At 49.5% G+C, this 14,454-nt stretch carries 14 protein-coding genes; 7 read left to right on the top strand and 7 right to left on the bottom strand.

Annotation, left to right across the window (positions count from 1 at the left end; all coding sequences use genetic code 11):
* Positions 1-296, top strand: a 296-nt coding sequence (yfaE, locus tag ACTHUT_RS01725; RefSeq protein ID WP_440418665.1) for a class I ribonucleotide reductase maintenance protein YfaE, incomplete at its 5' end; no start/stop codon positions are given.
* A gap of 77 nt (positions 297-373) precedes the next feature.
* On the opposite strand, the gene ACTHUT_RS01720 is transcribed toward yfaE, so the two are convergent.
* From ACTHUT_RS01720 to gshA, 7 genes are all read right to left on the bottom strand, one after another.
* Positions 374-943, bottom strand: coding sequence for an acetate uptake transporter (locus ACTHUT_RS01720; protein WP_440386647.1), 570 nt, complete (start codon positions 941-943; stop codon positions 374-376).
* A gap of 135 nt (positions 944-1,078) precedes the next feature.
* Positions 1,079-1,828 (bottom strand): type I 3-dehydroquinate dehydratase, encoded by a 750-nt coding sequence (gene aroD, locus ACTHUT_RS01715; protein WP_440386646.1) that lies wholly within the window; start codon positions 1,826-1,828, stop codon positions 1,079-1,081.
* 27 nt (positions 1,829-1,855) lie between these two features.
* Entirely contained in the window at positions 1,856-3,697 is a 1,842-nt protein-coding gene (gene uvrC, locus ACTHUT_RS01710; RefSeq protein WP_440386645.1) for an excinuclease ABC subunit UvrC, read from the bottom strand.
* A 64-nt stretch (positions 3,698-3,761) separates the two neighbouring features.
* The gene (gene gyrA, locus ACTHUT_RS01705) at positions 3,762-6,533 is read right to left on the bottom strand and encodes a DNA gyrase subunit A (protein ID WP_440386644.1); all 2,772 of its coding nucleotides are present in this window, start codon (positions 6,531-6,533) and stop codon (positions 3,762-3,764) included.
* Positions 6,534-6,660: 127 nt separating this feature from the next.
* The gene (locus tag ACTHUT_RS01700) at positions 6,661-7,143 is read right to left on the bottom strand and encodes an acyl-CoA thioesterase (protein WP_003746615.1); all 483 of its coding nucleotides are present in this window, start codon (positions 7,141-7,143) and stop codon (positions 6,661-6,663) included.
* A 117-nt stretch (positions 7,144-7,260) separates the two neighbouring features.
* A complete protein-coding gene (gene corA / locus ACTHUT_RS01695; RefSeq protein WP_440386643.1) occupies positions 7,261-8,331 on the bottom strand; it encodes a magnesium/cobalt transporter CorA in 1,071 nt (356 codons plus the stop codon).
* A gap of 101 nt (positions 8,332-8,432) precedes the next feature.
* Positions 8,433-9,791, bottom strand: coding sequence for a glutamate--cysteine ligase (gshA, locus tag ACTHUT_RS01690; RefSeq protein WP_440386642.1), 1,359 nt, complete (start codon positions 9,789-9,791; stop codon positions 8,433-8,435).
* Between the two features lie 264 nt (positions 9,792-10,055).
* On the opposite strand from gshA, the gene leuC reads away from it, so the two are divergent.
* The 6 genes from leuC to ACTHUT_RS01660 all read left to right on the top strand — a co-directional run bounded on the left by leuC (position 10,056) and on the right by ACTHUT_RS01660 (position 14,439).
* Positions 10,056-11,465, top strand: a complete 1,410-nt coding sequence (gene leuC / locus ACTHUT_RS01685; protein ID WP_188212001.1) for a 3-isopropylmalate dehydratase large subunit — start codon at positions 10,056-10,058, stop codon at positions 11,463-11,465.
* A 125-nt stretch (positions 11,466-11,590) separates the two neighbouring features.
* Entirely contained in the window at positions 11,591-11,845 is a 255-nt protein-coding gene (locus ACTHUT_RS01680) for a hypothetical protein (protein ID WP_222571518.1), read from the top strand.
* Positions 11,846-11,958: 113 nt separating this feature from the next.
* Positions 11,959-12,324 (top strand): VOC family protein, encoded by a 366-nt coding sequence (locus tag ACTHUT_RS01675; RefSeq protein ID WP_003686332.1) that lies wholly within the window; start codon positions 11,959-11,961, stop codon positions 12,322-12,324.
* A gap of 45 nt (positions 12,325-12,369) precedes the next feature.
* Positions 12,370-13,011 carry a 3-isopropylmalate dehydratase small subunit gene (gene leuD, locus ACTHUT_RS01670; protein ID WP_049322418.1) on the top strand — a complete coding sequence of 214 codons (642 nt, stop codon included), beginning with the start codon at positions 12,370-12,372 and terminating at the stop codon, positions 13,009-13,011.
* A gap of 64 nt (positions 13,012-13,075) precedes the next feature.
* Positions 13,076-13,537 (top strand): YhcH/YjgK/YiaL family protein, encoded by a 462-nt coding sequence (locus ACTHUT_RS01665; protein WP_440386641.1) that lies wholly within the window; start codon positions 13,076-13,078, stop codon positions 13,535-13,537.
* Between the two features lie 38 nt (positions 13,538-13,575).
* Positions 13,576-14,439: a DUF1444 family protein gene (locus ACTHUT_RS01660; RefSeq protein ID WP_440386640.1), complete on the top strand. Its 864-nt coding sequence runs from the start codon at positions 13,576-13,578 to the stop codon at positions 14,437-14,439.
* Positions 14,440-14,454 lie beyond the last annotated feature (15 nt).

Here is a 14,454-nt window from a genome sequence, read left to right as displayed (position 1 = left end):
CACTCATTAGCACACACGACAAAACCTTCCAACTCCAACAAGGCGAAACCTTATTGGAGGGCTTGGAGCGCACTGGACACGAAGTTGAATACCAATGTCGCAGCGGTTATTGCGGTTCATGCCGGGTTAAAATCTTGGATGGGAAAGTCTCTTATGATAATTTTCCGCTCGCTTTTGTCGCGCCCGGAGAAATTTTGCCGTGCTGCTGTCGGGTTACTGAAGACATCAAACTCGATTGTCGGGAGCGCATCAAAGAGCCGGATTTATTTGATGTCGATTTATTTGAAGACAAATAAAAAATGCCGTCTGAACATTGTGGCTGAAATCCTTGATTTCATGTCCACTGTTCAGACGGCATTTTGTATGGTTAAGCTTATTTACGCTCACCAACCGGCAAAACAGTACGGCCGAAAGATTCGTTGATGACCTCTGCCGCTGCCAAGTAGAACGCACCAAGTGCAGTTACCAAGCCTAAGCAACCGCCGATATGGACGATGCTGTGGTTTTGCATACCGTCGCCAATACCCAAAGCAAAGAAAGTCAGCGTCAAGCAAAAGAAAATACCGCTCAATACTTTAGGCTTGGTCAAGGTGGCCACAAACATCATCAGTGAAAACATACCCCATGCGCAGAGATACCAGCCGATAAACGCGGCAGCAGTTTCACCTTTAAAAAAGATGGTAAACAAAGCCCATGTCCACCAGAAGGCGCCATAGCTGATAAAAGCGGTAAAGCCGAACGTATTGCCTTTCTTGAACTCAAACATACCGGCAATAACTTGGGCGATACCACCAAAGGCGAGAGCCATGCCCAAAACTAAACCGACACCCTCTTGAGCAGTAAAAATGCCGCCGTTAATCAGACTGAGCAACCAAGTTGTCAATGCAAAGCCACACAGGCCTACTGGACCTGGGTTCGCCAGGTTTTCTTTAGTAGTAGTCATTTTATTTCTCCTCTAGTTATTAGAAATAGGAAACCCATTGTTACAGGTTTTATTTAAAATTAAAAGAAATAAATTTAAAAAAATCAGGCCATCTGAAAAATATTTTTCAGACGGCCTTAAATATTAATAATTAAACTATCCCAAAATTGCCAAGATTTCCCTTAATTCGTTGGCATCAATTTGGCCGGGGGCCGACGTTTTTTGTGCTGCACCAAAGGTAACAGCCGAGCCGAAAGTCGAGCCGGCCAAGCGGCTGACGGCTCCGATTTTACCCATAGACATAGTAATAATCGGGCGGTCGATAATTTGTGAAACATCATATGTTGCCTGCAATAAAGTCAATACATCTTGCGGCGATTGCGGCATCACGGCAATTTTGCAGATATCCGCGCCCCACTCGGCCATTGTTTTCAGACGGCCTGTAATGTCTGCCAAAGACGGAGTGGCTTGGAAATCGTGATTGCAAAGCAAGGCGGCAGTTTGATACTCATGCGCCAATGCGATGGTTTGTTTTACGCCGCCTTCCTCGGCAAAAAGCTCGATGTCGATAATATCGGCTTGTTTGGAACAGATAATTTTTTCCAATAATTCAAAATAATAGTCGTCCGAACAAGGCGTATTGCCGCCCTCTTGCGCCCTTCTAAACGTAAACAGCAAAGGCTTGTCAGGAAAAGCCTGTCGGGCAATGCCTAATTGCTCGGCAATAAAATCGGCATCAAGCGCTTCTTGAAAAAAATCTGCACGAAATTCAATAATGTCAAAAGCCGTCTCTTTCAATATGCGCAAAGCCTGCGCCAATTCCTGCGTATTGGCAGCCACCAGCGGCACGGCAATTTTAGGCAGACCTTTGCCGATCTCGATATTTTTGATGATGACAGGTTTCATATTGTTCCTTTTTGCTGTTCAAGCCAATCAGTGCAGATGCTCGTAAATGGTTTCCGCCAAGGCTTTGCTGATGCCTTCCACTTTTTCCAAGTCCTCACGGCTGGCGGCAATTACGCCGCGCAGGCCGCCGAATCGGGTGAGCAATGCTTGGCGGCGTTTGCTGCCGATACCGGGGATTTCACTGAGTGAGGAAGTAACGCGTGCTTTGTCGCGTTTTTTGCGGTGGCCTGTAATCGCAAAGCGGTGCGATTCATCGCGTACGGTTTGCAATAAATGTAAAGCCGGGCTGTTGGGCGGTAGGCGGAAAACTTCTCCGGTAAAAGGCAGTATGAGTTCTTCCATGCCGGCTTTGCGCTCTGGGCCTTTGGCGATACCGACCAAAGGAATGTGCAGCCCGAGTTCTTCCCATACGGATACGGCGACGCCGATTTGCCCTTTGCCACCGTCAATCAATACGACATCGGGCCATTTGACGGCCTCGCCGTTGGCTTCGGCTTCCTGCATTTTGCCGTAACGGCGCGTCAACACTTCGCGCATGGCGGCGTAGTCGTCGCCGGGTTTGGCGGTGGTGATGTTGTAGCGGCGGTATTGCGAGGGTTGGATGTTTTGCTCATCGTACACAACACAGGACGCAATCGTGGCCTCGCCTTGCGTGTGGCTGATATCGAAACATTCAAGGCGGTTGAGGCCGTCTGAATCCATGCCGAGGATTTTGGCCAGTTCATCAATACGGTGTTGCTGGCTGCTTTGTTGCAGGCGGCGTTGGGCAATCGCCATTTGTGCGTTTTGTTCCGCCATTTTCAACCAGACTTTGCGTTCGCCTATGGTTTTGGTGACAAATTGCATCTGCTTGCTGTGTTCGCCTTCCAAAGCCTCTTTCAACGGATCGGGAACGGGAAAGTTGCTGATGATGATGTCGGGTTTGCTTTTGCCCAAATAATGTTGGGCGACAAAGGCTTCGGCGTAATCTTGTCCGTTTGGTTCGGGGTCGTTTTTGGTGTCGGGGAAAAAGCTTTTATCGCCGACATGCCGTCCGCCGCGGATGCTGACCCAGTGTACGCAGACCAGGCCGTCTGAAACCGCCAGCGCAAGCAAATCGATATCGTTTGGATTGTTCGGATTTTTGCTGTCGATAAACTGATTACTCTGCATGATACCGAGCGCTTGAATTTGATCACGGTAACGGGCAGCTTCTTCAAATTGCAGATTCGCTGCGGCGGTTTGCATTTTGTGTTGCAAGGTACGCGTCAGTTCGTCGGTTTTGCCATTGAGGAAAGTCGCGGCTTCACGCACGCTGTCGCGATATTCTTCTTTGCTGATGTAGCCGACACAAGGCGCGGTACAGCGTTTGATTTGGTAAAGCAGGCAAGGACGGTCGCGGTGTTCAAACACGCTGTCTTCGCAGGTACGCAACATAAATACTTTTTGCAACACTTGAATGCTGTCGCGCACGGCGTTGCTGTTGGGATACGGACCAAAATATTGGTTGGGTTTCTTCAGCGTGCCGCGGTAATACGCCATTTGCGGATATTGATGGCCGCTGAGCATCAAATAAGGATAGCTTTTGTCATCGCGGAAAAGGATATTGTATTTCGGCGACAGGGCTTTGATGAAGTTGTTTTCGAGAATCAGCGCTTCGGCTTCGGAACGCGTGATGGTGGTTTCGATATGGTGAACCTGTTTTACCATCAATGCGATGCGCGGCGAATGGTCGTTTTTTTGGAAATAGCTGGAAACGCGCCGCTTGAGATTGACCGCTTTGCCGACATACAAAACATTGTTGTCTTCGTCAAAAAAACGGTACACGCCCGGCAGATTGGGCAGATTTTTCAGGAAAAGAGGTAAATCGAACGGTTCGGTTGCGCTCACGGGATTTTCTTTTGGAATAAGCAGGCCGTCTGAAAACTTTTCAGACGGCCTTTTTCATTGACGTTTAAGATTCTTGAGACGGAGTATCTTCAGCTTCTACCACTTGGTTTTCAGCTGCATCGCTTTCTAAAGCGGCTTCATCTTCAGCCTCTTCAGCCACGCGTTCCAAGCTGACCAAGGTTTCGCCTTCATCCAGATTAATCAGACGCACGCCTGCGGCAGCTCGGCCGGTCTCACGGATTTGCTCAACTTTGGTACGAATCAGGACGCCACCGCTGGTAATCAGCATCAGGTCGTCGGTTTCGCTGACCAAAGTGGCGGCAACCAAATCGCCGTTGCGCTCGCCGGTATTGATGGCGATATTGCCTTGGCCGCCTTTATTTTTACGACTGTAATCGGCAATCGGGGTACGTTTGCCATAGCCGTTTGCCGTAGCGGTCAATACTTGTAGATCGCTTTGCTCGGCTTCAGGAGCGAAAGTAATCAGGCTGACAATCTTGCCATCGGCCGGCAGGCGCATACCGCGCAGGCCGCCGCTGCCGCGACCGGACGGACGGACACCGTGTTTGCCGCTTGGCAATGCGTTTTCGGCATTTTCATCATCCAGGCCGTCTGAATCTTCATTTTCGGTTTCGATATCGGCATCTTCTGCTTCGTCGCTGCCAGATTTTTCCCAATATTCGTTAAAGCGGATGGCTTTGCCCAAGTTGGAGAACAACATAATATCGTCCGCACCGCCGGTTTGCGCTGCGCCGACCAAGTAATCGCCTTCTTTAAGTGCGATGGCTTTAATACCTTGGCTGCGGACGTTTTTAAACGCAGACAGCTGGACTTTTTTCACCATGCCTTGTGCAGTGGCGAAGAAGACGTATTGGTCTTCCGGGAACTCGCGGACGGCCAAAATCGCGCTGACTTTTTCGCCTTCTTCCAATTGGATAACGTTGTTAATCGGACGACCACGGCTGTTGCGGCCGCCTTCCGGCAGTTTGTACACTTTAATCCAATGGCACTTGCCCAAATTGGTAAAGCACATCAAATAATCATGCGTATTGGCAACAAACAGGGTTTCGATAAAGTCTTCGTCTTTGGTGGCCGCTGCCTGCTTACCGCGGCCGCCGCGACGCTGCGCCTGATAATCGGTGGTCGGCTGGGTTTTAATGTAGCCACCATGAGTCAGGGTAACGACCATTTCGCGTTGCGGAATCAGGTCTTCATCGGCAATGTCGCCACCGAATGGATTGATTTCGCTGCGACGCTCGTCACCGAAGTTGGCTTTAATGTCTGCCAATTCTTCGCGGATGATTTGGGTAACGCGTTCAGGTTTGGAAAGAATATCCACGAAATCAATGATTTTACTCATCAGATTTTTATATTCGCCGACAATTTCTTCCTGATCGAGGCCGGTCAGGTTGCGCAGGCTCATGCGCAGGATGGCATCGGCTTGTAATTCGCTCAGGTAATACCCTTGGCTGTGCAGGCCCAAATTCTCTGGCAAGCCTTCCGGGCGCATCATTTGCAGGTCTAAATCCGTGCGGCTGAGCATATCTTCAACCAAGCTGCTGCGCCATGGGCGGGACAGCAATTTTTCTTTAGCTTCCGGCGCATTGGCAGATTCTTTAATCAGACGGATGATTTCGTCGATATTGGACAAGGCCACCGCTTTACCTTCGGCAATATGACCTTCATGACGCGCTTTTTTCAGGCGGAACAGGGTACGGCGGGTAACGACTTCGCGACGGTGGCGCAGGAATTCGGACAGGATTTGTTTCAGGTTCAGCAAACGCGGCTGGCCGTCAACCAAGGCCACCATGTTGATACCGAAGCTGTCTTGCAGCTGGGTCAGTTTGTAGAGTTGGTTCAAAACGACTTCGGCATTTTCATTGCGTTTCAATTCGATTACGACACGCATACCGGATTTGTCGGACTCGTCGCGCAGGTCGGATACGCCTTCCAGCGTTTTTTCGCGTACCAATTCGCCGATTTTCTCAACCAGCTTGGCTTTGTTTACTTGATATGGGATTTCATCGATTACAATGGCTTCGCGCTCGCCGTTTTTGCCGATAGGCTCGATATGGGTTTTACCGCGCATGACCACGCGGCCGCGGCCGGTTTTATAGCCTTCGCGCACGCCGCTCAAGCCGTAAATAGTCGCGCCGGTCGGGAAATCGGGCGCTTGGATAATGTTGATCAGCTCGTCGATTTCTGTTTCAGGCTCGTCCAACAAGCGCAGGCAGGCATTGATGGTATCGCCCAAATTGTGCGGCGGGATATTGGTTGCCATACCGACGGCAATACCGGACGAACCATTGACTAGCAGCGCGGGGAAACGGGTCGGCAATACCAGCGGCTCATGTTCGCTGCCGTCATAGTTGGGGCCGAAATTGACGGTTTCTTCTTCAATATCCGCCAACATTTCATGGGAAATTTTTTCCATGCGGATTTCGGTATAACGCATGGCCGCCGCGGCCAATCCGTCAACGGAACCGAAGTTGCCCTGACCGTCGATCAACACATAACGCATGGAGAAGTCTTGCGCCATGCGGACGATGGTGTCGTAAACGGCCGTATCGCCGTGGGGATGGTATTTACCGATAACGTCGCCGACGATACGCGCCGATTTTTTATAGGCGGAATTCCAGTTGTTTTTCAACTCGTGCATCGCGTACAACACGCGGCGGTGTACTGGCTTGAGACCGTCGCGGACATCCGGCAGGGCTCGACCCACAATCACGCTCATGGCGTAATCGAGGTAGCTCTTGCGCATTTCGTCTTCAAGGCTGACAGGCAGGGTTTCAAGTGCAAATTTATGGTCGTTGCGGATGGTTGCGTCGGTCATGATTATCTGTAATTTCGTATGGCAAAAATCTTGTTGATTCTACCACAAAACAAGCAGTTTATGGCTTTTGCGTGAAGGCCGTCTGAAACAGGGTTTCAGACGGCCTTTATTCTTTCTAAGCAATCATTTAAAGGCTGCAAGAAACTTCATTGGAAGCCTGAAGGCTCAACGCTTTGCGTTTTTTGGCCTTTTCATAACGGCAACGTTGGCGCGGTGTATTGATTTCCAATGGCGGCACGGCAACCGGCTTGCCGTCTTCAACGGCAACCATGGTGAAGTAGCAGCTGTTGGTATGGCGAACTTCGCCGGTGCGGATGTTTTGCGCTTCAACGCGGATGCCGACTTCCATAGAAGTGCGTCCGGTGTAATTGATGCTGGCGTAAAAGGTTACCAGTTCACCGACATGGATAGGCTCTTTAAACAAAACTTTATCGACAGACAAGGTAACGCAGTAGTTGCCGCTGTATCGGCTGGCGCAGGAATAAGCGACTTGGTCGAGCAGGCGCAATAATTCGCCGCCGTGGACGTTGCCGCTGAAGTTTGCCGTATCCGGCATCATCAGCTCGGACATGATAAGTTCGTGAGAAGGAAGTTGGCGTGCTTGTTCCATGGTTTGACCTCTTGAAGTGGTTTGTTTTTAAGGCCGCCTGTTATTTCAGACGGCATGTTTTGTAGGAATTTTGATTCTACCGTTTTTGAGTGGAAAAATTCAATCTGCCGCACCTGGTCATAGCCATTTTCTACGAGAGAAGAAAATCAACAGGCAGATAATGATGCACAGCATCACACCCAAAACCATGAAATAGCCGTGATGCCAATGCAGCTCGGGCATATTGTCGAAGTTCATGCCGTAGATGCCGGTGATGACGGTCAGCGGCATGAAGATGATGGTAATAACCGTCAACACGCGCATTTGCTGGTTCATGCGGTTGGATTGGAAGGAAAGATAAATGTCCATCATGCTCAACACCATATCTCGAGAGGCATCAAGCGATTCGATAAGCTGCATATTGTGGTCGTACACGTCGCGCAGATAAACGGTTGATTCTCCTTTGAAAATGGCGAAATCGCCGCGTACGGCCAGCTGGTAAAACACATCGCGCAATGGCAAAAGCGTGCGCCGTAGACGAACGGCATCGCGCTTGAGTCGGTGGATTTTGCCGAGAATGTCGCTGTTTTCGTTTTTAAACAAGGATTTGTCTATGACTTCGACGCGGTTGTTGTACTCTTCCAGGACGATAAAATAGTCGTCCACAATACGGTCGAGCAGGCAATAAGCAAGAAACGCCGTATTTTTGTTCAAAATATTGTGCGGATTTTCATGCATCTGCCGGCGGAGATGGCTGAACAAGCCCAGCGGTTTTTGTTGGAAAGACAACACAAAATCTTTGCCGATAATCACATACACTTGGTCGGAATGGAGCTTGCCTGTGGTGGTGTAATGGTAAACCTGTGCGGCAGTAAACACATAGTTGCCGTAGTCTTCGATTTTCGGGCGCTGCTTGCGGCTGAGAATGTCTTCAATAACCAGCTCATGGATGCCGTAAGGCTCAAGCGCGTGTTTGAGCAAAGCAGCATCATTGATGCCGACAAAATGCAGCCAGTTGATTTGGCCTTCTTGTGGGCGTGCAATATCGGGCAAAGCCTTTCCGGCAAGATAATCATGCTGAACAAAGGTATCGGCGGAATATAAGGTTTGGTGGATGGCGGAACGCGGCGCATTGTCCGTGTTGCTGCGCTGCATGGCCTGCTCTTGCAGATTGTCGTTTGTCTCAACAGGATTGGCTGGTTTATTCATAAAAAGAAATCATGTTTATTGGTTTGAATGGATTGTACAGACATAAAAGGCCGTCTGAAAACTGATTTTCAGACGGCCTGATGACATTGATTAATGCTTTATTAGGCTTGAGGCGCTGTTTGTTCCAACTCTAATGCGGCGGCGAGCAAGGATAAGCGTGCCATTACGCCGTAAACGTAAAGGCGGTTGTGTTCGTTATCCACGTCGCAGTCTTTTTCGGAGCGCGGCATACCGAGCGAGTCCCATTGTTCGAATACGCGTTTGCAGGCTTCGGGGGCTTCTTGGGAGTTGTCGCCGCTGCCGGTGGGAATGCTGTTGGACAGCGGGACGAACACCATGCCGCCGGCGTTGAGGTTTTCGTCCGCTCCGCGTCCTTCGTGCACACGGAAGAAACCGCCGATAACGAAACGGTCCATCATATACACGACAGGTTCACTGACGGCGCCGTTTATGGTTTCATAGGTATAAATACCTTCTTGGACAATGACTTCGCTGACTTCCAAACCTTCTTTGACTTTTGCCATTTTATTGCGGTTTTTACGGTTCAATCCGCGCACTTCATCGGCGGATTTAACACTCATCACGCCCATGCCGTAAGTGCCTGCGTCGGCTTTGACGATCACAAAAGGCTGGTCGGAAATACCCAATTCATCGTATTTGGCTTGAATTTTCGCCAATACGCGCTCTACCGCGCCTGCCAATGCGTCCTCGCCTTCGCGCTCTTGGAAATCCAAACCGCCGATTTTTTCAAAATAAGGATTGATTTGCCATTCGTCGATGTCAATCAGCTTGGCAAATTCGGCGGCAACTTGGTTGTATGCGCCGAAATGCTCAGTTTTACGGCGCGTCGTCCAACCGCCGTGCAATGGAGGCAATACGGTTTGGCTGATGCCTTTGAGAATATCGGGAACGCCGGCGGACAAGTCGTTATTCAACAAAACAACGCAAGGCGAAAAACCGTCGGCAAGGTGGACACGCTCGCGGGTACGCAATAAAGGTTCCAGCAGGATTTTATCGCCCAACGCGGTTTCAAACTCAGTCGGCTCGGTAACTTCCGGATTCAGGCTGCCCAAACGGACTTCATACCCTGCCGAACGCAAAATCTCGCTAAGCGCGTAAACGTTTTGCAGATAGAATGTGTTGCGTGTGTGGTTTTCAGGAATAATCAATACGGATTTTGCCGTTTCACAGGCGCGCTGTACCGCATCTTGCGCGGCAACCGCCGCCAGCGGGATAAAATTTGGATTCAAATTATTGAAGCCACCCGGAAACAAATTCATATCGATAGATGAAATTTTGTAACCGGCATTGCGGATGTCAACCGAACCATAAAACGGCGGACGGTGTTCGTTCCAGTGCGAACGAAACCATGCTTCGATTTTGGCATGATTGGCAAGAATTTTTCTCTCGAATTCCTGAAATTGAGTCAGGTACTCAGGAGCCAGAACCGGTAATTTCATTCTCTATACCTCTTGGTAAATGTGGATATTAAGTGAGAATGATAGAACTTTTTAGTGCATTTCGACAAGCATTCTTTCAGATAAAATGCATCTTTTTGTCAACAATTCTACAATTTGTCTAATTTTTAATAAGAAATTTTGAAACTTTACAACAAATTTTAAAAATTGGACAAATTTCTATTGCACAGCCCCTATAAAAAGCCTAAAATCCGCCCATAAACACAAACCATCATTCATACTTACCAATTAGCAAAGAAACTCATCATGAGCGCACAAACCCTTTACGATAAACTTTGGAACAGCCACGTCGTCCGCGAAGAAGAAGACGGCACTGTCCTGCTTTACATCGACCGTCATTTGGTTCACGAAGTTACCAGCCCGCAGGCATTTGAAGGCTTGAAAATGGCCGGCCGCAAACTCTGGCGTATCGACAGCGTAGTCTCCACAGCTGACCACAACACCCCGACCGGCGACTGGGACAAAGGCATCCAAGACCCGATTTCCAAACTGCAAGTCGATACTTTGGACAAAAACATCAAAGAGTTTGGCGCACTCGCCTACTTCCCATTCATGGATAAAGGCCAAGGCATTGTGCACGTTATGGGCCCGGAACAAGGTGCCACCCTGCCCGGCATGACCGTCGTTTGCGGCGACTCGCACACCTCCACCCACGGCGCATTCGGTGCATTGGCTCACGGTATCGGTACTTCCGAAGTCGAACATACCATGGCAACCCAGTGCATTACCGCAAAAAAATCCAAATCCATGCTGATTTCAGTTGAAGGCCGTCTGAAACCCGGTGTTACCGCTAAAGACGTAGCGCTTTATATCATCGGCCAAATCGGTACGGCCGGCGGTACAGGTTACGCCATCGAGTTTGGCGGCGAAGCCATCCGCAGCCTTTCTATGGAAGGCCGCATGACCTTGTGCAATATGGCGATTGAAGCCGGTGCGCGCTCAGGCATGGTTGCCGTCGACCAAACCACCATCGACTATGTAAAAGGCAAACCTTTCGCACCTAAAGGCGAAGCATGGGACAAAGCCGTCGAATACTGGCGCACGCTGGTGTCTGACGAAGGCGCAGTTTTTGATAAAGAATACCACTTCAAAGCCGAAGACATCGAGCCTCAAGTAACCTGGGGTACATCGCCCGAAATGGTTTTGGACATCAACGGCAAAGTGCCAAACCCTGCCGAAGAAACCGATCCGGTCAAACGCAGCGGCATGGAACGCGCCCTTGAATACATGGGCTTGGAAGCGGGTACGCCATTGAACGAAATCCCTGTCGATATCGTCTTTATCGGTTCTTGTACCAACAGCCGTATCGAAGATTTGCGTGAAGCCGCCGCTATCGCCAAAGGCCGCAAAAAAGCGGACAATGTACAACGCGTGTTAATCGTTCCCGGCTCCGGCTTGGTTAAAGAACAAGCCGAAAAAGAAGGTTTGGACAAAATTTTTATCGATGCCGGCTTCGAATGGCGCGAACCGGGCTGCTCGATGTGCCTCGCCATGAATGCCGACCGCCTGACCCCGGGACAACGTTGCGCCTCCACTTCCAACCGTAACTTCGAAGGCCGTCAAGGCAATGGCGGACGCACCCATCTCGTCAGCCCGGCTATGGCAGCCGCAGCCGCGGTAACCGGCCGTTTTACCGACATCCGCACTATGGCTTAAAACATGTTCAGACGGCCTTTATTTATCAGGCCGTCTGAAACAATACATTGCCCAATTAAGTTTTCCCATTGCGCAAAACGTTTGAAAACCTTCTCAATCAATCGATACCTTGAAAGGAATCTACTATGAAAAAACTGTTTGCATTGGCTGCCGCAGCCTTCATCCTGACCGCTTGTTCCAGCACTTGGTTCGGCGCAAAAGAAGACACCAACCGCAACTGGGATAAAACCAAAGAAACTGCAGAACGTGTAGCCGACAAAACCAAAGAAACCGCTGAACGCGTAGCTGATAAAACTGAAGAAGCCGTTAAAAAAGGCGGCAATGCAGTAGGCCGCGGCGTCAGCCATGTCGGCAACAAAATTGAAGCAGCTACCGAATAATTTGGTAAGGTGGGCCGTCTGAAGCTCCTGACTCCGTTTCAGACGGCCTGATACCTTATTATTACTTTTTATTTGTTCAGACAGTTTCACGATTCCAAGCAAAGGAAGAAACAATGAGTAATCCGTCAAGCTGGTTTGGTATTCACGCTCATGATTTGGATCGAGCCAAAGCATTTTACGAATCCGTATTCGACAAGCCCCTGCAAGACGTTGGCGGCAACGGATTCCGTTTCATCATTTTTCCGGCCGATTACACACAACACGGCACGGCGGGCATGATTTGGCACGACAGCAATGCCCAACCCGGCCACGGTGGAACAACCATTTTCTTCAATTGCCCGGATTGTGCCGAAACCGCAGAAAAAGCCGTTGCAGCAGGCGGCAAACTGTTACAAGAGAAATTTCGCATTGCCAATGGCTTTGCCGCATTTATCGAAGATACAGAAGGCAACCGAATCGGTTTGCACAGCACACGCTAACCCGAATAGCCATAAAATTTCCCATTATTACTATAAGAATCTGACATGAAAGCCTTTACCAAAATTACCGCCATCGTCGCCCCGCTCGACCGCAGCAATGTCGATACCGACGCCATCATCCCCAAACAATTTTTAAAATCCATCAAACGCAGCGGCTTCGGCCCTAATGCCTTTGACGAATGGCGTTACCTCGACCACGGCGAACCGGGCATGGATAACAGCAAACGCCCGCTGAACCCCGATTTCTCCCTGAACCAACCACGCTATCAAGGCGCGCAAATCCTGTTGACGCGCAAAAACTTCGGCTGCGGCTCTTCACGCGAACACGCCCCTTGGGCATTGGACGACTACGGCTTCCGCGCCATCATTGCCCCTAGCTTTGCCGACATCTTCTTCAACAACTGCTACAAAAACGGCCTTTTACCCATCGTTTTGACCGAAGAACAGGTTGACCAGCTTTTCAAAGAAGTTGAAGCCAACGAAGGCTATCAACTCTCCATCGACCTTGCCGAACAAACCCTGACCACCCCTAGCGGCGAAACATTCACATTCGACATTACCGAACACCGCAAACACTGCCTCTTAAACGGCTTGGACGAAATCGGCCTGACCCTTCAACACGCCGACGAAATCCGCGATTTCGAAGAAAAACGCCGCCAAAGCCAGCCTTGGCTGTTTAACGGTTGATATACAAAAGGCCGTCTGAAAAATTTAAGCGTTTCAGACGGCCTTTAATCTACACAAATATATTATGATTACCGACACCATCGCCAACGCCGCCCGCTACGCCGCACTGCATCCTGACTTTGCCGAGGCCTTCCATCTGTTGCAGACCCTAGATTTTGCCAAGCTGCCGGACGGCCAATTGCCGTGCGAAAATCCCAATATCCGTATTTTTATCGGCAGCGAGCCGATGAGGACTCAAGGCGAAGCCCGGCCTGAAGCGCACTTAAAACACATTGATATTCAAACACCGATTGATGGCAGCGAAACATATGGCTGGATAGACAGAAGCCGTCTGAAAAACGGTTTGGGCTACAACGAAAAGCGCGATATTGAGTTTTTCGACTGCGAGCCGGAAACTTGGTTGACCTTGGAGCCCGGCGAATTTGCGCTATTTTTCCCGAATGATGCGCATGCCCCATTGGTCGGCGACAGAGCAAACATACGCAAAGTTGTTTTTAAAATCCGTGTTGAAACCGAATGCCTATAATTTTTCAGACGGCCTTATTTCCTTATCCAGGACACAATATGTCTTTTTTCAGCAGGTTGTTCCGCTCCAAACCTAAATTAATGACTTGGCAGGAATTTGTCGAATACTTTGCCCGTCGTATCCAAGAAGAATTGGATCTTGAGGCGAAAATCGACTGGGGCGAAAACATTGCTTCTTCGCCTATCATCGTCCAGTTGTCCGAAGATGATGAAGCATCGTTCAGCACATATTTGAGCAACCATTACACAAGTTATCTGCAGAATCCCGAGGCCTTGGAAGCTATTGTTGCTGCCAATTTAGCGGTTATCGATAAGATTCAAGACACTGATGCCAGTGTTTCAGCACAACAAATTCTTCCGACGATTAAAAATACGATTTATCTGGAAAACGTCAGACTGATTACAAATACGGACGAAGACGAGCCTGCCGATTACCTGGTATACAAACCGATTGCAGGCGATATCATGTTGCTTTATATGGTGGATACGGAAGAATCCATGCATACGCTTAATCGTGAGCATATGAAAGAGGCCGGTATTGAAGATGAAGACGCCTTGTATCGTACCGCCATGGATAATTTGCGCCAACGGATGAATGGACGTGTCCAAATTCATCATGCCGAAGGTTGGTCATTGACCCAAATCCATTTGGACAACGACTATGATGCTTCCCTGATTTTGCTTTTGGACGCAGTACTTAAAGACGATCCTATGCTGCCGGCCAACCCCGTTTTTGCAGTCCCGGCACGCAACGCCCTGCTCGTTTGCAGCCCGTCCGATGAAGAAGCTTTACAGGCGATGGCGAATATTGCCCTGCAGGCATTTGAAGACTCTGCCTACGCGATTTCTACCCAGCTTTACCAGTACCATAATGGTACAATCAGCGTTTTCAGAGCAAATTGATTTAAGGCCGTCTGA

Source organism: Neisseria sp. P0022.S010 (assembly GCF_051956635.1).
The sequence above is the reverse complement of the archived record's forward strand: the minus strand, read 5'-3'. Positions and strand labels throughout refer to the sequence as shown.